The 19,365-nt window shown below is 32.4% G+C and carries 12 protein-coding genes and 1 pseudogene; 4 read left to right on the top strand and 9 right to left on the bottom strand.

All coding sequences use genetic code 11. From position 1 onward, the window contains the following. Window positions 1-83: 83 nt before the first annotated feature. From OOK82_RS07040 to OOK82_RS07030, 3 genes are read right to left on the bottom strand one after another with little or no spacing between them, the layout of a single operon-like run. Complete coding sequence (locus OOK82_RS07040; protein ID WP_264376949.1) at window positions 84-425, bottom strand: hypothetical protein; 342 nt, start codon at window positions 423-425, stop codon at window positions 84-86. Continuing rightward, the gene (locus OOK82_RS07035; protein ID WP_264686240.1) at window positions 367-2,283 is read right to left on the bottom strand and encodes a hypothetical protein; all 1,917 of its coding nucleotides are present in this window, start codon (window positions 2,281-2,283) and stop codon (window positions 367-369) included. Before OOK82_RS07035 ends, OOK82_RS07040 begins: the two co-directional genes overlap by 59 nt. 9 nt (window positions 2,284-2,292) lie before the next feature. After that, window positions 2,293-3,630, bottom strand: a complete 1,338-nt coding sequence (locus OOK82_RS07030; RefSeq protein ID WP_264376947.1) for a hypothetical protein — start codon at window positions 3,628-3,630, stop codon at window positions 2,293-2,295. Between the two features lie 641 nt (window positions 3,631-4,271). On the opposite strand from OOK82_RS07030, the gene OOK82_RS07025 reads away from it, so the two are divergent. After that, window positions 4,272-5,297, top strand: coding sequence for an ankyrin repeat domain-containing protein (locus OOK82_RS07025; protein WP_264687122.1), 1,026 nt, complete (start codon window positions 4,272-4,274; stop codon window positions 5,295-5,297). A 476-nt stretch (window positions 5,298-5,773) separates the two neighbouring features. Continuing rightward, window positions 5,774-7,267 (top strand): ankyrin repeat domain-containing protein, encoded by a 1,494-nt coding sequence (locus OOK82_RS07020; protein WP_264704617.1) that lies wholly within the window; start codon window positions 5,774-5,776, stop codon window positions 7,265-7,267. 500 nt (window positions 7,268-7,767) lie between these two features. Here the strand turns inward: OOK82_RS07020 and ubiA are convergent, their stop codons facing one another. The 5 genes and pseudogenes from ubiA to OOK82_RS06995 all read right to left on the bottom strand — a co-directional run bounded on the left by ubiA (window position 7,768) and on the right by OOK82_RS06995 (window position 16,062). Then, the gene (ubiA, locus tag OOK82_RS07015; RefSeq protein ID WP_007302787.1) at window positions 7,768-8,655 is read right to left on the bottom strand and encodes a 4-hydroxybenzoate octaprenyltransferase; all 888 of its coding nucleotides are present in this window, start codon (window positions 8,653-8,655) and stop codon (window positions 7,768-7,770) included. 3 nt (window positions 8,656-8,658) lie between these two features. Beyond that, entirely contained in the window at window positions 8,659-9,009 is a 351-nt protein-coding gene (locus OOK82_RS07010) for a ribosome-binding factor A (RefSeq protein WP_264704616.1), read from the bottom strand. A 9-nt stretch (window positions 9,010-9,018) separates the two neighbouring features. Next, window positions 9,019-11,340 carry a translation initiation factor IF-2 gene (gene infB, locus OOK82_RS07005; RefSeq protein WP_264704615.1) on the bottom strand — a complete coding sequence of 774 codons (2,322 nt, stop codon included), beginning with the start codon at window positions 11,338-11,340 and terminating at the stop codon, window positions 9,019-9,021. A gap of 7 nt (window positions 11,341-11,347) precedes the next feature. Beyond that, complete coding sequence (gene nusA, locus OOK82_RS07000) at window positions 11,348-12,901, bottom strand: transcription termination factor NusA (protein WP_264687125.1); 1,554 nt, start codon at window positions 12,899-12,901, stop codon at window positions 11,348-11,350. A gap of 87 nt (window positions 12,902-12,988) precedes the next feature. Then, window positions 12,989-16,062 (bottom strand): annotated as a pseudogene (locus OOK82_RS06995) (efflux RND transporter permease subunit). Between the two features lie 161 nt (window positions 16,063-16,223). Between OOK82_RS06995 and OOK82_RS06990 the strand changes: the two are divergent. Beyond that, window positions 16,224-16,874, top strand: a complete 651-nt coding sequence (locus OOK82_RS06990; protein WP_063631240.1) for a hypothetical protein — start codon at window positions 16,224-16,226, stop codon at window positions 16,872-16,874. A gap of 3 nt (window positions 16,875-16,877) precedes the next feature. Here the strand turns inward: OOK82_RS06990 and OOK82_RS06985 are convergent, their stop codons facing one another. After that, window positions 16,878-17,615 carry a type I glutamate--ammonia ligase gene (locus tag OOK82_RS06985; protein ID WP_264687127.1) on the bottom strand — a complete coding sequence of 246 codons (738 nt, stop codon included), beginning with the start codon at window positions 17,613-17,615 and terminating at the stop codon, window positions 16,878-16,880. A 326-nt stretch (window positions 17,616-17,941) separates the two neighbouring features. Between OOK82_RS06985 and dnaA the strand changes: the two genes are divergently transcribed. After that, a complete protein-coding gene (gene dnaA, locus OOK82_RS06980; protein WP_012481713.1) occupies window positions 17,942-19,324 on the top strand; it encodes a chromosomal replication initiator protein DnaA in 1,383 nt (460 codons plus the stop codon). The last annotated feature ends 41 nt before the right edge of the window (window positions 19,325-19,365 follow it).

The following is a 19,365-nucleotide window of genomic DNA, read 5'->3' as shown; positions in this document are numbered from 1 at the left end:
TCATTTTGTTTTCCTTCTATAACTTTGTCACAAAACTTCTCGACAGCATAACCTACTTAAGATGACTATTTCTTAAGACTAGATCACTGATTAACTGCTCGAGATAGACCTGCTTGTTGAACATAAGGTTGTTGGAGACTACCTGGCTGTTGACCAAAAGCAACCACAGAGCTATGTCTTACATCTACCTCTACAAACTCATTACCAATTTTTATAAGGGAACCTTCATCTGTTGCACCTTTATTAAAAACAGCATATATCAGTTTCACTTTGCCAGCATCAGTAATTACCTTATACGCTTCACCTTCTTTATATCTTTTCAACTGGTCCTTAGCATCTTTTTCTTTTTTATCCAATTCTCCTTTCTTAGCAAATTTTAGCTCTATTCCAACTGGGGGGTATTCTTTTTTTTTGATCAGTAGCATTTATAACCAACATAACATCCAACTTCTCTCCACCACCTATTTGAAATTCAGTAATAACTTTTATATTATCTTCTCCGTAGCTACTAAATAAACCATGCAATACAGCTTGAAATGTAGCCTCATTGCTTATTAATGATTTGAAAGGATGTAGTATATGAGAAATTTCTTCAAATAGTTTTTTGTAATCATCATATTTACCAGATTCTATAGCTTTGCTCAAAGCTGCTTTAAATTTTTTATTTTCCACAATTCGAGTAAAATTACCTTGTAAAATTTCTTTACCTCTTTTGTATTTGTCCAATGAGTCATACGTATTTACTGTAATTCCCTTATTCTTATTACAGTACTGATCAAATGGATTCTTATTACTAGGTGTACTGTATAAGTTACAGGTTATTTCTTGTATCTTTATGTCATTGACGTTTTGAATTCCCCTAATATTTTCAATAGGAATTCCTTTATTATCTGGCACTCTCAATGCAAATTCATTTTTTTCATTTATGTTGAGTATAAGCACCTTCTTACCTAAAGTTAGCACTATAGTTGTAACACAATCCTCAATACTTTCTTTTGCTGCTTCTGGGCGTTTCTGTGATCCAGTAACCATTTTATCATTTTGATCATAAATAAAAATATGTTTACCTAACTTTTCACGCTTAATAATATTAGAAATAAGTACTAGCTGACCTAAGATCATTCTGCTGACATAATTAATATTATCACTTCCACCATTGCTCCAAACAATTCCATAGTAAAGATACTCTAGCTGTGTTCTTATCACCTCAGCATTCGCTGCTTCAGTGCCAAGTAACTTTTCTATTACAGAATTACCTTCTCGACTAAGAAAATTTTCTACATCAATTTTAACATTTTCGTGATGAACCATGTCAAAATTTAATCCTACACAAATAGCTTCATTAGCTATAGTAATCATTCTTATAGAGTTAGAAAAAGAGCCCTTAACATAATCTTGTGCTTGCTTCAATGCTTTTATCACTGTACTTATCTCACCAGTACCTGCTTTAAGCTCAATAATAATAGGAATAGAGCTTAGCGACTTATCAGAACCGCGCACAAGTAAAATAATGTCTGCGTAACCTTTTCCAGCAAATAATTCGAGATAAAGTTTTAGGTGAAAACGATACTTAAAATTTATCAAAAACCCAGCTAAAAACCCATGATGACTTGATTCTTTACCGCTAAATAGAGTTTCTTTTTCATATTTCTTATAGACATTTGTAATATAATTAAACATTCTTCTAGCGTTCTTTTTTACTTCTTCAAAATTTTGATTACTCAATTTTGAAATTAAGCTCTCTAGGTCTTGTTGGTCACGATCTTTTTCTATTTCTGTAAAACCTTTTTGTGAATAATCAGTCTTTTTACTAAAAGCTGGATCAACCTTTCCGTACTTTACTTCTTTTCCTGTAATTGTTATTTCATGCTCTTCTTTTTCTAGTTTATCAAACTCTGCTCCCATTTTCCATTTCTGTGCTATTTTTTCTAACTCTCCTTGAGAGAACTTTAGATGCATGTTACCATCAACTTGATCAGACACCGTTATACACTTAAGTCCCTCATTAGTTAATATAGCTATTTTTAAAGTTCTATTATCATCAAAACGAAAATGAAGTTTTTTGATACCAATTTTAGTAGCAAGTTCTGTGTCTAATACAGTAGCAAACATACCAAAAAAGAAACTAGGGAAAAAGCCTGGCTTTCCAACTGAATGCAAAAAAGAAGGAGATTGATTGATAAACGATTGGAACCTTTTTTGAAAATCTAGGAACTCGTCTTTTGATTTATTTCTCATTAACAGAAGCTGTACCAACTCAAGCGGCTTGACATTACTTGGCATATTACTCTCCTATTTGCTATGGCCTAAAGATTTTATATTATATGGGGTATCAGTCGTACTGAGACTTGACTGTGGCAAAGTATCACCAGCTTCACGCAAAATTGATTCTTTAGAAGCTTCTTGAGCTAATTTAGAAAATACTTGTTCTCCTAATTGCAATTTTTTACCCCCATGAAATAACTGAATTTTACTTAATACAGAATCTTTAACCTTTATCATCTCTTCACCACTCATTTCTTTTACGTGCTTTAATATCTTCCCTAATATTTCTTCTTTACTTACCCCTTGTCTACTTGGATCCACAATTAAATTTGCTATTGTATATGTAACTGAATAGTCTACAAAAATAGAGGAAATAGATTGCTCCCCGCGGTCTTGAGTTTTTAATTTTATTATACGTTCCCAAACATTCATCATACATTTTTTTGTTTCTTCAGACAGATCTGGATTCTTCAGTACTTGATCTGATAATGAAGATAAAAAAGTTGTGTAACGTTCACATTCAATCTGACTACACAATCGGCTTAATTCCATAAAAGAATCAAAGTAATACTGACCTACTAGCACATTCAACACTGCATAATAAGTATTTTCCTTATAATCTCTATTTAGTAATTTTTTCTTTTGTTCATCATCCATTTTAGACAGGCAAAACTCTATGGTGTCTACTTCTTTGTAACCCTTTACTGCAGATAAAGCTGCTTCAATTAACAAATTATTTTTATCTTGACTAGAAATACTGGAATCATTGTGCAATTTATTATAGAAGAACTCTATACCTTCTTCCCAGTTTTTATTAGAATTTATCTGTATGGATTTTTGCAAACCTTCAACTGATTTATATTCGTTTAGTTTTCCAATCTGCTTATCAATAAGAAAAGACCAGAAAGCTTCTATAGGGCTAGTTTCTTCGATATTTTCCAATAATTCTCTTCTCAGATCATCATCAGATCCATCCTCTTCAAAGGCACTTCTCTTAAATCTCATAAATACTTGTTCAAACAATCCAGGAATCTTATCTTCTAGACAATATTTACATGCCAAGTAATATCTATCTGCAAGATCAAGCGGATTTTCTTTTCCATTTTTATTTTTTTCTTCAGTTAACCTTTCACCAACAGCTTTATTTTTTAATTTTATTCCATCCCAACAAGAATTATCAGAGAATATATCAGAGAAAAATTTTAATTTTCCCTCATCAAAATCTTCAATTAATTGAATATAAACCCTCAACCATCTTTCTACTCTAAGATGTTTTCTTGCTTTAACTTGATTATCGTCGCCTTTAATAGCACCTTTTAATATATCAAGTATTTTATTGTAATTGTGATCCAAACCAGATTCCATACCCGCAACCCCATTTTGTATTTTAATATAAACTTTAGTCTAGTAAATTATCGTTGCCAAGCCAATCTTTTTCTCCAAACCTTACCACTGCACAACAGGAAATTTCTTGAGAGCCAAGTATGATATTTTCATTCTAATAATTAATTATTATAAAACATTTTTATTTACGAAAAAATAGACCTTGTTGTAACTAAAGAAACGTCTATTTTAGTGCTGCAAAAATTTGAATTATTGACTCTTTCTAAAATTGCAAAAAAGGTCGTATATTTGCGAGAACAAGCCGCATAGAAATAAGGTTATAAAAATAGAAGGTTTAAATTATTTTCATAAGCTTAGGCAAAACAGTTCGTACGTAGGTTTAGTAAAAGTGAGCCAATATAGCTGATTTCAGCGTATAATGAAATTATTATCTAGAAAAGTTCGTATGTATCGTTTGGTAGACCATAAGATCCAAAAACAAACACTTCTCACATTTGCTGGTTTTTGTTGCTGAAAGTAGATATATCGTTTAAATTCTTAACAAGAAGATATATTAAATTAATAATAATTTATTTAGGAATAGTAAAGAAAAGTCAAGCAAACTTATTGACATTTATTATTAATATATTAATACTAAATATTAATCATTTTAGAGGTAATTTATGCCACAACTAGAAGAAACGAAATCAACAGAACTTTTGGATGCTGTTAGAAAACGAGATATGAAGGAATTTGTGAGATTGATAAAAGCTGGAGCAGATATTAATGCAAAAGATAAGGATGAACGAACTCCTTTGCATCATGCTGCTCAAAGATTATCTACAGAGGAAGTAAAAGTTCTAATAGAAGCTGGAGCTGATGTGAATTCAGTAGACAGATGTGGATGGACTCCTTTGATTACTTCTATTATGTGTTTCTATGGAGAATTTACAGATATAATAAAAGTTCTAATAGACTTAGGAGCAGATATTAATGCAAAAGATAAGAGTAAAAAAACTCCTTTGCATTGGGCTACTGAAATGGGCTTTACAGATATTTGTGAGGTTATACTAAATCACATAGCAAGACTAGAAGTTGCTGGCTTATATGTAAGTGAGGAAAATTTACAAAAGAAAAATGAATTTATAACCACTTCAACCGAGAGGTATAACAATTATTTACAGCATCTTAAAAATTGTGAAGAAGAAGTTAAAAAGATTAAAGAAAGAAATAAGTCACTATATGACTTTTTGAGGGAAAATGACGTTAATAAAATGGCTGGCATATGGGAGCAAAATGAAAACGTACGTAATGAATTTGATAATGAAGAGAATTTAAAAAAGCTATATCCAGAATATGCACATATTTTAATTAATAAGGCTGATGAATTGAAAAAAGAAATTTTCCTTCATAACCATAGACCATTGATTGATGTTTTATCAGAAAATTATAAAGGAGATTTTCAAAAAATGTCATTTGCTGGCATAAAAAACTCTCTTATGTTTCATAATAATGATTATAGTTATATTCAACAAGAAACGGGAGTAACTTTGATTAATTGTTTAGATTTTGAAGATGTGAAAGAAAGGCATGTGCCTAAGCTTAAAGTAAGGGTATTTGCAGAAATGATTCAAAACAAAGGTATAAATAGTAATATTGAGTTTTCAAGCACTGAACAAACTCAAGGAGCTAGTCAGTCTCTTAATTAAAGAGGGATACATGGAGACCTGCTGCAAAAACAAAAAGAGGTGTTTCTCACTTCTATAAAGTATTTTTAAACGTGATTTTTTAATATCATAATTACCATAAAAACTGGGGCTTTCCTTTTGCAGCAGTTCTTGAGTTCCAGCAACAGACCAATCCATCCCAAAACGAACTCTTCTCTCACTAGCCGGTTTTAGTTGTTGGGAATGGTTGTTTTATTTAAATTTTTAGTAATATATACTATTAAGTCAGTATTAATTCGTTAAGAACTTTCATTAAAGATTATCAAAAAAACTTCTAAATAGGGATTGACAAGTTTTAGAGATGGAGTATTTTATGAAAAGTATATTGAGCTATTAATTTTTTATGTATAATAAATATGATAGTGAAAATATTTTTCTTTATATTATGAGGTAGCTGTTTTATTCAGAAAAAGATTTTTTTCTTACTTTGAAATTGAGTGGTTTTTATCGAGGGTTAAATGATTAATGAATTATTTGCTGCTGTACGTAGTGGAGATGCTAATCAAGTTGCGGATCTTATCAATAAAGGGGATGATGTTAATGCCAGGGACAATAGAGGCAATACTCCTCTACATTTAGCTGTTCTTGCAGATAAATTACAGGTAGTAGAAAAGCTTATAGAGAGAGGAGCTGATATTAATGCTAAGAATAATCATGGCGCTACTCCTCTGCACTGGGCTGCTCTTAATCAGAATGTCAGTATAGTAGAAAAGCTTATAGAGAAAGGGGCTAATGTTAATGAGAAGAATAAATATGACAATGTCCCTCTGCACTATGCTGCTTTTTTTAATGGTTGCTTAGGTACAGCAGAAAAGCTTATAGAGAAAGGAGCCAATGTTAATGCTAAGAACAATGATGGCGCTACTCCTCTGCACTGGGCTGCTCTTCATGATAATTTACAAGTAGCTGGTCTTTTTATAAATAAGCGTGCTAATGTTAACGCTAAAGATGAGAATGGTTGGACACCTTTGCATACTGCAGCTGCTCGTGGCAATTTGGGTGTAGTTAAGCTCATTCTTGATAAAAGTGATTATGTTGATGCTAGAGGAGCTTTAGCCGTAGCAAATACGCTTAATGAAGAAAACAGCTTAGAAATACGAAACCTTCTAGAAGAAAGAATAAGAAGAAATGAAGAAATCACCCAACATCTTAACTTGCAAGAAGAAAGCAGCTCCCTATCAACACGTGTCCATAATCGCCTCAGTATTGCACAAGAAGATGAAAATTCGTTGCAAAATGATAAGATAGGTCCTGATAAAATAGGAGTTACAAGCGGAACAAGTAAGCCATCTTCATTTATCAATATTTTTGCTTACACTACGGTAGATACTATTAAAGGTATTTTTCAGTTTGTTTCTTCTCCTTTTAAGGCAGCTATAAGTATGGAACCTTCTAAAGCTATTACAGTTCAAGGTATTGATAACAACGGTATACTTCTTTTATTAGATGTATTTATAAGGAAAATCACAGGTCAGAAGTATATTTCCACAGTAGTTCAGTCTATATCACCATTAGAAGCACAGGGCTATGCATTAAATATTATAGAGGAATTTGAGAAAGTAGTAGAGCAAGCTGCATTAAAAAGTGGGATATCAATGCATCGGTTAAATATTGATTGTGTAGAAATGCAGAAAGAGGTTACTGCAAAAATCACGGGTGGTAAGTTTAATGACATTTCAGGAGTTTTAAACTCATATGTAGAGCAAGCATGCCACGATAGAGAAACAGGTAAGTTAAGTCCAAAGAAGTTTAACAAATTTATGGTTATATTTAATAAGGAACTAGATTTAATAGTAAATCAATCAATGCAACAGATATTACACAATAGAGATAGTACATTAGAAGTTGAAGAACAGCAAATAAACTTAGAGCCTCAAAGTTATTTAAGTAATACTTCTGTTCAAGGTCATTTAATTCAGGATAGAGGTTTAATAAATCAAGGTAAGGCTTAATTCCTTAGCTTTTTGATTTCATCTAGTAAAAGGTTGGTAATTTGATCTTATAACATCAATGGGCACACCAGCCTTTGTTTTGTATGCATTCAAGCAATGTGTGACTATTACGCCACCTAAAAAAATAATCATACACTGTCTTCCATAGAGGAAAATCTTTTGCTCTACTGGCAAATACCTTTCATTATGTATTGTATAACATTAATAATTGTTCTTATTTTGTGCTTTCTTGGCCACACCTTGTGCAACTCTTGGCTCAAGAAATTTCCATTCTTTGTCACTTACATCACCTGGATATATTTTTTACTGATCCTATCATATTATCTTCCTGATTTCCTTTCAAGATATGTTCTAAAAAGTAGAATCCGTTCAGCAGGGTGACAAAATAAGATAGAAAAGACAGCCATAGAAATAAATGGTGTCATTTCAATATGATGCTTTCTCTGTCATCCCAGTACTTGACACTGGAATGACACCATTTTTGCTTCGATATTTACACATTAGCCATGCATCTGAACGGATACAAAAGTAGAATTTAGAATTCTATCTAAAAGGATACCGAAAAAGAGCAGGAGTCCTATCTGGGAATTATTTTTAAATATGGACATGCATTGATTAGAATCGTCTGGATTGAAATTTTTGTGTTGGTGGTGAAATATGAATCCTATGGCAAGTAAAGCAATATAAAAGATGTTATTTAATGATGATAGTATACCAGCGTACAACCATGCCATTAAGGATATTAAATAAAATCTTTTCAACCAAGATTTTGTTGTATTGCCAAAATATAATGCAGTAGATTTCATTCCTAATTTCTCATCATCTTTTTTATCTTGATGAGCGTATATAGTATCATAACTAAGCGTCCAAAAGACGCATCCTATATAAAATAGCAAGGATTCTATGCTAATCTGGTTTGTTATTGCTGCTGAACCCATGAGTGATCCCATGTTGAAAGTAAACCCTAAAAACAATTGTGGCCACCAAACGTAACGCTTTAGCAAGGGGTAGATAACTATCATGCACATTGAAATTATTCCAAGTATAAGAGTAGTTTTATTGGTTAATAATAAGATTACCAGGGCAATAGACAGTAACAGTGAAAGTAAAGCCAAAGCCTGCTTTATGTTTAATGCACCACTTGCAAGTGGCCTATATTTTGTTCGTTCAACGTGCGCATCTATTTCTCTATCGAAGATATCATTGATTATGCACCCTGCGGGTCTCATTAAAAATGCACCTATAGTAAACAAAACAAGGAGAAAAAGAGCCTGATACGATAGAGAAGTTGAGGCTAAAAGAATGCCGCTTAAGCTAGAAAATAGCACAAGCCATAAACCTGTTAAACTGTGTATTCTCATTAATGAGAAATAATGGTTGAAATACATTAATTAAGTGTGATTATGTAATATTTTGCTTACATTGACAAAATTATCGAATGCTAAATCAGGATTAAAAACTAACTCAGGTATAAATCGCAAATCAACATAACACAATATAGATTTACGTATTGACCATGCAGATTGGTTCATTTCATTAACAACAGTGCTGATATCATCATTATCATTTTGGGTGTTTAATGAAGATAACACAATATATACATCTGCTTTCTTCAAATCTTTGCTTAGCTTTACATCAGATACTACTACTTTTTCATTAAGAACATTACCTTCCATTAAGACTTTTGATATTGCCCTGTGTAATACCGATGCTACTTTTAGGTTTCTAATTTCCTTTTTCATATTCAACTACTATAACGTCCTTTCTTCTTGCACTAATTGATAAGCTTCCAAAATGTCTCCAACTTTAATATCGATATTACCCTCTAGCGATATTCCGCATTCAAAATTTACACCCACTTCTTTAACATCATCTTTAAATCTACGTAGTGCTTTTAACTTTCCTTCATGCACCAATTTGCTGCCACGTACTACCTTAATTAAAGAATCTTTTTTTATAACTCCATCAGTGACATAACATCCGATTATATTACCGGCTTTGGATGCATTAAATATTTGCCTTACAGATGCAGAACCAACACGAACCTCTCGTGTAACAGGCTTTAACATTTTAGTTAGATACATCCTCATGTCTTCAATAAGCTCATATATTATATTGTAAGTATGTATTTCTATACCTTTTTGTTTTGCTAATTCTCTTATTTTTGAATCCACTTTTACATTAAAAGCTAAAATTACTGCGCTTGATGCTTCTGCAAGCAGCACATCTGAATCTGTTACTCCTCCTACTGCTTTGTGTAGAATATTTAATTTCACTTGCTCTTTACCAAGCTTATCAATTGAGCTTGATATTGCTTCAATAGAACCAGTGACATCGCACTTTAAAACTACAGATAGTTCTTCTGTTTCACTATCATTACGACTGAATATATCTAAATTACTGTCGTCTAAATCTTCTTGCTTTTTCTTGATTAATTCTAACCTGTATTCAACAATTTCACGAGCCTGCCTTTCAGAGTTTACAACAACAAATTTATCTCCAGCATTTGGTACACCATTTAAACCAGTAACTTCAACTGGAGTAGAAGGTAGTGCCGCTTTTTCTCTTTGACCAAGGTGATTAACCATACTGCGTACTTTGCTGTATGTTGTACCAACTACCAATATGTCACCAATCTTTAATGTCCCTTCTTCAACTATTAATGTAGCTGATATTCCTTTAGCTTTATCTATTTTGGACTCTATTACCCATCCAAGTGCTCGACAATCCTCTATTCCTTCTAGCGTCATTAATTCAGCAATTAATAAAATTGCCTCTTCTAGTTTATCTAAGTTGATTTTCTTTTTTGCTGATACTGGCACAATTATAACATCACCACCAAGTTCTTCGGGGATGAGGTCATACTGAGGCAAACTATTAATTATTCTTTCTACATCGCCAGGTTGTGATTTATCAATTTTATTAATGGCAACTATAATAGAGACATTTGCTGCTTTTGCATGGTTTATTGCTTCAACTGTTTGTTTCATGATTCCATCATCAGCTGCAACTACTATCACAACTATATTAGTAATATTGGCACCACGTGCACGCATTGCAGTAAACGCCTCATGCCCTGGTGTATCAATGAAAGTAATTTTTTGCTTATTTTTTGTCGTTAATTGATAAGCACCTATATGTTGAGTGATGCCACCTGACTCTCTTTCTGCAACATTGGATTCACGAAATGCATCAAGCAATGATGTTTTACCATGATCCACATGTCCCATAAAAGTAACGATAGGTGGTTTTGGTCTTTTAGGTAAGTTTTCTCTGTTGCTTATGAAGAGTAAATTCTTTTCTTTATCAGCATCACTTACTCGTTTAGCCGTATGATTAAATTTTTTTGCTATTTCGCATGCTATATCTGGATCTACTAGATCATCTACTCTATAGCTCTCCCCAACTTCTTCTTTGAGCATTTTTAGCACACTCTTGCTATCTTCTGCCATACGAATAGATAACTCCCTGATAGTTATTTTGTCTGGTATAATAACTTCTCTTGCTATATTTTTACCCTTAGTAAACTTTGATTGTTTACTTCTTATACCAAATTTTTTCTTAAATACAGGGAGGTGTTCATTTCTTTCATCTATTGCCTGTGTAATTACTAGCTTAGAATGCTTAGAGTATATATCTTTGCTAGCTTTAAAAGACTTTTTATCATTGTTCTCATATTCAATACTATCTTCTTTTTGTTCAACTGAGTTAGTATTACTTAAAACTTCCTTATTTATTTCTTTAGGTACAGAGTGTGATTCATTTTTATCTTCAGCTTCTTGATTGCTTTCTTCTTTTTTTATTTTCTCTTCTTGTTCTCTCTGATTCCTTTCTTTCAGCAAAGTAGCATTCTGTACAGCATTAATGCGGGAAATTTGTTCTTTTTCAGTTAAAGAGCCTAATTTACTCTCGTCAAATAAACTATATTCTTCTGCAGAATGAATTTTTCTTCTTTTTTTTACTATTGTAGTACCAGTACTTTGACTATCTAAAGAGTTTAAATTAATGTCTAATTTAAGCTTGCTTAAGCCTTGTAGGGTTAATTTTTTATTACTGATATCTTCATTATTCATATTGTTTTTATATTAATCCAAGCTTTTTACGTGCTTCTATGATTATTAAATCTGCTGTATCTTTTAGATTGTCTTTATTATTAGTTGAGGAAGAGAGTATGCTATAAAACTCATAATTTGATAAATCTGCTATGTCCTCTAAAGTTTTAATATTATGTTTACTAAGAGCAATTTTATTATCTATTGATAAGGCTAAGTTGATTACATCGTCTTCCATACCTAAATTTTTTAGCTCTTCTATTTTTCTATCATTCTCTGCTTTCAGGTAATTATTTGCTCTATTATGAAGTTCATTTGCAATATCTTCATTGAAGCCCTCTATTGAAGCAAGTTCCTTAATTGAAGTGTTAGATATATCTTCTACACTTGAAAAACCTTCTGTTACCAATAATTGGCCCATAATCTCTTCTAAGTTTAAAGCTTCAGCAAATAAAACTGAACATTGACTAAATTCTTTGTTTCTTCTTTCTGATTCTTGCTGAGTGCTTAATATCTCAATTTTCCATCCAACAAGCTCTGAAGCTAATCTTACATTCTGACCCTTTTTTCCTATAGCTAAACTCAATTGATCTTCAGCAACTATTAACTCTATACAATTTTCATTTTCGTCAATAATGACCTTTGATACTTCTGCAGGAGTAATGGCTTTAATAACAAATTGACCCAAATCTGATGAGTAATGTATGACGTCGATTTTTTCACCGTTTAATTCGTGTATAATAGTTTTTATTCTATCTCCTTTAACTCCAACGCAAGCACCTACTGGATCGATATTCTTATCAGATGAAAAAACAGCAACTTTAGATCTTGAACCAGCGTCTCTAGCTATACCTTTAATTGTTATCAATCCGTCAGCAACTTCTGGTACTTCTTGATTCAACAATGCCTCTAAAAAGCCTTCATGAGTCCTAGAAAGAATGATTTGACGTCCATCGTCAGAGCGCTTAACAGCCTGTATGTAAGCTTTAACCTTATCGCCTTCACGAAATGACTCACCACCAATTAAGTTTCGTAAAGGGAGGTATGCTCCAATTCCGTTTATGTCTATAATAAGATCTGAATATTCTACTTGTTTAACGATGCCATACCTCATTTCTCCTACCTTATCTTTAAATTCCTCATATTGCTTTTTTAACTCTTCATTTTTGATTATTTCAGAAATCTTTTGCTGGGCAATTCTTGCTGAAACAAGATCAGTGTTAAGAGAAATCAACTCACTAATAGTATCTCCAACTTTTGCATCTTCTTTTATTAACTTAGCTTGTGTCAACTTAATTAAGTCACACTCATTTTCATTTGATTCATCATTAATGACTTTTAGTTGTCTATATGAGGTAACTTTGCCTGTGTTTCTATCTATATTAACTACAATTTTACTTTTGCTACCATACTTTTGTTGAGCTACTGCTTCGATAGCACTTTTAAGTGCATTTATTATAATATTAAAATCCAAACCTTTTTGAAGTGAGAGCTCTCCCGCTGTTTTTATTACATCAAGGCTCCCAACTATGTTATTCTTGTTGCTTTTCTGCTTAACACTGCTTTTACGATTAGCAATCATATAAATAAATCCAATTTAATTAGTTATAATTATAGCTTCAACAGGTAAAGAACGCTATCTTAAATGTTAAATGATTGCTAATTTAAGTCAAGTTTTTTCATGTCTTTGTATGACAAGCAACGCCGGAGTAAAGAGTAAAGTTAAGACCGTTGCAGCCAATATTCCACTTGCTATGGTTGCTGAAATATCAACCCACCACTGGCTTGATGGAGCATCATATGTGATTTGTAGCGTAAAAAAACTGATATTTAACCTAGTAATCATAGGTATTAAACCAAGAACTGTAGTTGCAACGGTAAGTAGTATTGGCCTGATGCGAGAAATTGAAGCGTTTATTATACATTGCTTAATGTTATTTTTGCGCACCTTAATTTGCTGATGAAAGGCATCAAGCAATAGTATATTATTATTCACTATAATTCCTGCTAAAGCAATTATCCCCACTCCACACATGACAACTACAAAAACTTTCTGAATAAGAAAGAAAATGAAAAATACACATGTTGTTGATAAAAACACTGCTGTCATTACGATAAATGTATAGTATATGTTGTTAAACTGTGCCACTAGCACCAATATCATCAATGTAATTGCTAATATAAAAGCCTTTAATAAAAATGCTCCTGATTTTTGTTGATCTTCCTTATCACCTTTGAAATCAATCTTTACTCCTTTACTACAGTCTTGAGTAATCGAATTTTGAATGAACTTAACTCTTTCATCAACAAGATAGCCAGTATCAACGTCAGCAGAGATTGTTACTGTGCGTGATCCATCAATCCTACTTAGTTTATTTGCCTTTTTTTCGGGAACGTATTTCACTATGCTACTCATAGAATATGGTCCATTTGCTGTATTAATAAAAAGGTTATCTATAGTTTTCATGTTGCGATTCTTTCTGGGAAAGCGTAGTACAATATCAATTTCTTCATCTGCGTTATTTGGTCTATATTTTCCAATTAATACTCCATTTGTAACCATTTTTATAAAATCACCGATGGTTGCAACACTTACTCCAGAGCTTGTAGCCTTACTCTTATCAATACTCATATTCCACTCTATTTCAGGTGCTGATCTACTATCTTGAATATTTATAAATCCAGATGAAGGTTGGTCCATAATTTTTAGGATTTTCTCTGCTACTGAATTCAAGTTGGATGCACTTCCGCTTAAGTTAATTTGTATTGGCTTGTCAGCTGATGGTCCTGACTTTTGTTCCTGTACATCAATTATTACTCCTTTTATGTTTTGTACACTACTCCTTATATCATTTAGTATTTGCGTAGCTTTGCGCCTGCAGCGCCAATCTACAAGTTCCAATTGAATTTTGGCAATAACGTTGTCTGAAAATTTTCCTGATCGAGCATAAAAAACATAAATTTCCTTTTCAACACCCAAAATACGTTCTTCTACTTTCTTAAGTATCAAATCTCGTTCTTTGGCTGATAAGCTTTCTTTTACTTTAACGCTGATTAAAATGTTATCTGAATCTACATTCGGAAAGAACTTTAATCCAGGACCAAAAGTAAAATATAATATACTAGACAAAAATAAAACAAACACAACAACACATACAAATTTTTTGGGGTGATCTAAGACTTTCTCTAACATACGTACATAAGTTCTTATTATAAGCCCAGTATTTTTTATCTCACCACTTTCTATAGCACTCATTCTTATTATTTCTTTTTTTGAAGTTATGGAAGGTTTACCAAATATTGCACCAAGTGTTGGTATAAAAACCAAAGCCATAATTAGCGATCCAGTTAAAGTTAGAATTATTGTAATTGGTATGTACTGCATAAATTTACCGACTGTATCGGGCCAGAGTAACAGAGGGAAAAACACTGCTAATTTAGTCAATGTTGATGATAAAACTGGATAGAACATATCATGAACTGAGGTGCAAAAGGCTTCTACTTTATCCATGCCACAAATCATCTTTCTATCAGCATATTCGCTGATTACAATTGCATCATCAACCAGCATGCCAACTGCCATAATTAAACTGAAGAGCACAACTATATTTAGAGTAATACCCATGAGGTAAAGAGCCATTATTCCTATTAGAAAGGAGCCAGGTATTGATAGTGCAACAAGAATAGCAGCCCTTGTTCCCATAAAGAGCATTATTATGGTTAATATTAGTAATACGGCAAATATTATACCATTTTCCAAGTCGTCAAGCACATCACGTACATTTTTTGACTGGTCATTCAAATAAACTACTTTTAAATTTTTAGGTAATTGATCTTTTGCTTTGTCCATTAAGTATTTTACTTGATTTACCGTGTCTATTATGTTTTTTCCATTACGTTTTGAAATTTCTAGTACAATGCTAGGTAGTCCATTAATACGAGCAAATCCTTGGTGATCCTCAAACCCAAGGTATACTTTTGCTATATCTTTGATTCTCAAAACTGCATCACTTTGAGATCTAATAGGAATATTCATAATATCTTCTATGTCTTTTAATAACCCTGATATTTTAATCGAATATTTACCGGTATCATTTTCTAGTGATCCGGCTCCTACCAATCTGTTGTTGTTTGATATAGCTTGAAATATCTCATTTGATTGAATGTTATATTTTGTTAGAACTGTGGGCTCAATTATAACTTCCACTGTTTCTTTACGCATACCTGCTACTTCAACTTTAAGAACATTTGGCAGAGATTCTATTTCTTTCTTTAGTTTGCGTGCTATTTCAGTTAAAGTTCTTTCCGGCAAATTACCAATCAAGCCAACGTTTAGTATCGGAAATAAGCTCAAGTCTATTTCATTGATTATCGGAGATTCTGCTTCAATAGGTAATTTTGATTTTATGTTTAAAAGCTTTGAACGGACATTATCGAGCACTTCTTTATTATTATACTCTGTTCTAAATTCGATTATCATGTGAGCACCATCATTAGTTGCAAAAGCTCTCAATTCTTTTACACCTTCGATGGATCTTAGTTCATTTTCTATAGGAAGCACTAATAGCTTTTCACTATCCTCGACAGAAATACCAGGAAACCCGACAAATACACTAATTATAGGAATCTGTATATCAGGATTGCTTTCTCTTGGCATCTTTATATAAGTGTATGAGCCGAAGGTAAAATCACGATAAGCAATAATATTACTGTTCTATTCCTCTCTACAAGTAAGCTTTTCATGCCAAACATTATACGTATTTATATCATATTATAGCTAAGATAAATTATATATTAATTAATCCTCATATAGCTTTATGTAAATGATTAAAATTTTTACAATTTTGCAAGCGTAAGAAAATTTCTATATAATATGACTTTAGTATGGTATTTGAGGGATTATTATGGTAGCAGTTTTAAGTGTGACAGAAGGCAAGAATAAAGTGATCGTATCTGGGTTGGTTGGTGTTTCATCAACTTTAGTATTTTTAACAGTGATTCACATTGCTGCAAAGATAGCCATTATAGTTACTGCTGCTGCAGTTACTTACGCATTACTTTCATTGCTTAATAAAGCAGGAGCTAAGTCTGTTAAAACTGATGATATGTCAGAAGATGAAGGGTATAGCAGTGTTGATGAAGGTGAAGAAAAAGATACCGTAAAAGAACCAAAAAGAACTGAAACTGAGCTAGAAGAAGAATTAAAAAATAAAAGAGCAGAAGAAGAAATGAAAAATGGACTACCTAAACATATGGATTTCAAAGGTAATTCACTTTCTAAAAGTGCTGATACTACAGATAGTCATTTCGTTTCTAGTGCTACAAATATTGTTATGGAACCTTTACCTAAACACATGGATGCACTTGGTAATCCACTTCCTGAGCAGCCACCGAGCAACCTTACCAATATAGGGCTTGGATCATCTAAAAGTACGCAGAAACTATCTGCTGCAGACTTGCTATTACAGTATGGGAATGTAAATAATGATGTGAGGAAAGTGCTAGAATGGCCAATTACCTCAAAGGAGTTTAATGGGTTAGGGTTTAACAGGTAGTTGCTATATCAAACTCTCCATCTTATATTGAGGATCAGATGCAATGCCATACACTCTATTTGGCGGAGCAATTTTGTTCTCTATACCAAAAACTATACCTTCAATTATTGCTGTGAGTACTTTTTCAAGGTTACAATCTGCTCCAGGAACACGGTGCTCTAGGCGGCATCTTTTGGAATCGTTGCCAAAATAGGGAATTCTTATCGCAGCAGTTCTGTTATTCACTCCCCAACTAATCGTAGTTGGAGTATGAATATCTGGGTACTGAAATCTTAAATATGAATCATCATTTGGAGCAAAAAATAGCATATGTTTTTTCATCATTGCACATAATCCACCTATGCTGTGAATCAGGTGTTCACTATATTTTTGCTTATTGCCATAAAATAAGTTATTATTATTTGAATCCATGAGGCTAACATGTACATTTAGTGCGCTGCCTGCTCTATCCAAATAAGGTTTTGCTTTAAAAGAAACATTACCATCGAACTCTTGTGCTGTTCCAATCAGTAATTTTTTTACTAACTCAAAATGCATAATTAAATTATCAGGACTCGTATAACAATCACTTTTTATCTCGTATTGGTTTAAAGAACTCTCTTTCTCACAAAAAAATCCAAGAGAAGCTATTTTATTTTTGATGCTATTCAGAAATAAATATTCTTTTTTTATTCCCTCAGTGTAAAACTCCAGTTCAATACCGAATACAGTATTATGACTCAAATTACTTAATATAATCACAAATTTACTTCAATAAATTTATACTAAATCAGCTATATTTATACAAGTACTTTACTTATTTATCAGTAAATTTAATATCTTATTTATACATAATATATTACTATTTTTTAATAACATACTTCTAATCCTCGGTACAAGCGACATTTACAAATTGATTGTTTTTATTTCAAAAAAATGATCAATTTTAGTGCTTTTATACTCTTTACAACTCGTCAAAAAATCCTCATAATTTTAGATATGTATTAAGTAGTGTTAGCTTTTTATCTTACAGTAAGCTATTGATTATCTTGCATCTTTCTGATTATTGTTCTTTCTTGGTGTGGTATATGAACTTAACTAACCCTAAGGTTTCTACTATGTTTTTTGATCAGATTATTACAGTAACGGACCACAATGTTACTTGGGAAAAAATCCAAAATTATCTCCATAATCTCTATGGAGAAGCAACATATAACAGCTGGCTGAGTTCACTAAGATTTATCAGCAACAGAAATGGAGAAGTTTTGTTGTCTGTACCAACAAGATTTATAAAGGAGTGGATTACAGTTCACTACATGGAAAAAATATTGTCATTATGGCAAAGCGAAGATCAAAGTGTATGTTCTATTGATATTCAATTAATTGAAGAAAGAAATTCAAATTCTAATACGATACTAAAAAATAGAGAGGAAAATAATCATAATCTTGGTTCACCACTAGATACCAGATTCACTTTTGATAATTTTGTGGTAGGAAAGTCAAATGAGTTAGCATTTACAGCGGCAAAGCGTGTAGCGGAATCTATAGATCCAATATCAGGAAGCAACCCTTTATTTCTATATGGTGGAGTGGGACTTGGTAAAACACATTTAATGCATGCTATAGCTTGGGACATAGTCAATTCTCCGTCAGCAAAAAGAAAAGTGGTATATTTATCAGCAGAGAAATTTATGTATCAATATATTACGGCGCTGCGGAGCAAAGATATTATGTTATTTAAAGAGCAATTTAGATCAGTAGATGTATTGATGGTAGATGATGTGCAATTTATCAGTGGTAAAGATAGTACACAAGAAGAATTTTTTCACACTTTCAATGCATTGATAGACCAAAATAAACAATTGGTTATATCAGCTGATAGGTCTCCTAGTGATCTTGATGGAGTAGAAGAAAGAATAAAATCACGACTTGGTTGGGGATTAGTTGCAGATATTAATGAAACAACTTTTGAATTAAGACTTGGTATATTGCAGGCGAAAGTGGAACGAATGAATATGTATGTTCCCAAGGATGTCCTAGAATTTTTGGCAAGGAATATAAAATCCAATATAAGAGAACTAGAAGGAGCATTAAATAAGGTTGCTCATACCTCTTTAATTGGAAGAAGCATGACAGTAGAATCAGCTAGTGAGACCCTAATTGATCTTCTTAGGTCAAATCATAGGTCAATCACAATAGAAGAAATACAGAAAAAAATAGCTGAATTTTTCAATATAAAGATTGCAGATATGCAATCTAATAGAAGGCTCCGCAGTCTTGCGAGGCCGAGACAAATAGCTATGTATTTCGCAAAGAAGTTTACGCAAAAAAGTTTACCAGATATTGGAAGAAATTTTGGTGGTAGAGATCATGCTACTGTTATACACGCAGTCAAACAAGTGGAAAATTTCATAAGAACTGACCCAAAATTTGCTGATGAAATCAATCGATTAAAAAAGATGTTTAAGTAGCACTTTATTAATGACAACCAGGCTGTTTTCATTTTTTTGAT

It is taken from the genome of Wolbachia endosymbiont (group B) of Apotomis betuletana (assembly GCF_947250475.1).
Taxonomy (GTDB): domain Bacteria; phylum Pseudomonadota; class Alphaproteobacteria; order Rickettsiales; family Anaplasmataceae; genus Wolbachia.
Note: the sequence above shows the minus strand (reverse complement) of the source record. Positions and strands in the feature narration are given on the sequence as shown.

What these genes read in the sequence shown, in the direction of transcription:
- nusA (WP_264687125.1), bottom strand. Translation starts at nt 12,901, where the DNA reads ATGATTGCTAATCGTAAAAGCAGTGTTAAGCAGAAAAGCAACAAGAAT.
- OOK82_RS07040 (WP_264376949.1), bottom strand. Translation starts at nt 425, where the DNA reads ATGCTACTGATCAAAAAAAAAGAATACCCCCCAGTTGGAATAGAGCTA.
- ubiA (WP_007302787.1), bottom strand. Translation starts at nt 8,655, where the DNA reads ATGTATTTCAACCATTATTTCTCATTAATGAGAATACACAGTTTAACA.
- OOK82_RS06990 (WP_063631240.1), top strand. Translation starts at nt 16,224, where the DNA reads ATGGTAGCAGTTTTAAGTGTGACAGAAGGCAAGAATAAAGTGATCGTA.
- dnaA (WP_012481713.1), top strand. Translation starts at nt 17,942, where the DNA reads ATGAACTTAACTAACCCTAAGGTTTCTACTATGTTTTTTGATCAGATT.
- infB (WP_264704615.1), bottom strand. Translation starts at nt 11,340, where the DNA reads ATGAATAATGAAGATATCAGTAATAAAAAATTAACCCTACAAGGCTTA.
- OOK82_RS07020 (WP_264704617.1), top strand. Translation starts at nt 5,774, where the DNA reads ATGATTAATGAATTATTTGCTGCTGTACGTAGTGGAGATGCTAATCAA.
- OOK82_RS07030 (WP_264376947.1), bottom strand. Translation starts at nt 3,630, where the DNA reads ATGGAATCTGGTTTGGATCACAATTACAATAAAATACTTGATATATTA.
- OOK82_RS07035 (WP_264686240.1), bottom strand. Translation starts at nt 2,283, where the DNA reads ATGCCAAGTAATGTCAAGCCGCTTGAGTTGGTACAGCTTCTGTTAATG.
- OOK82_RS07025 (WP_264687122.1), top strand. Translation starts at nt 4,272, where the DNA reads ATGCCACAACTAGAAGAAACGAAATCAACAGAACTTTTGGATGCTGTT.
- OOK82_RS07010 (WP_264704616.1), bottom strand. Translation starts at nt 9,009, where the DNA reads ATGAAAAAGGAAATTAGAAACCTAAAAGTAGCATCGGTATTACACAGG.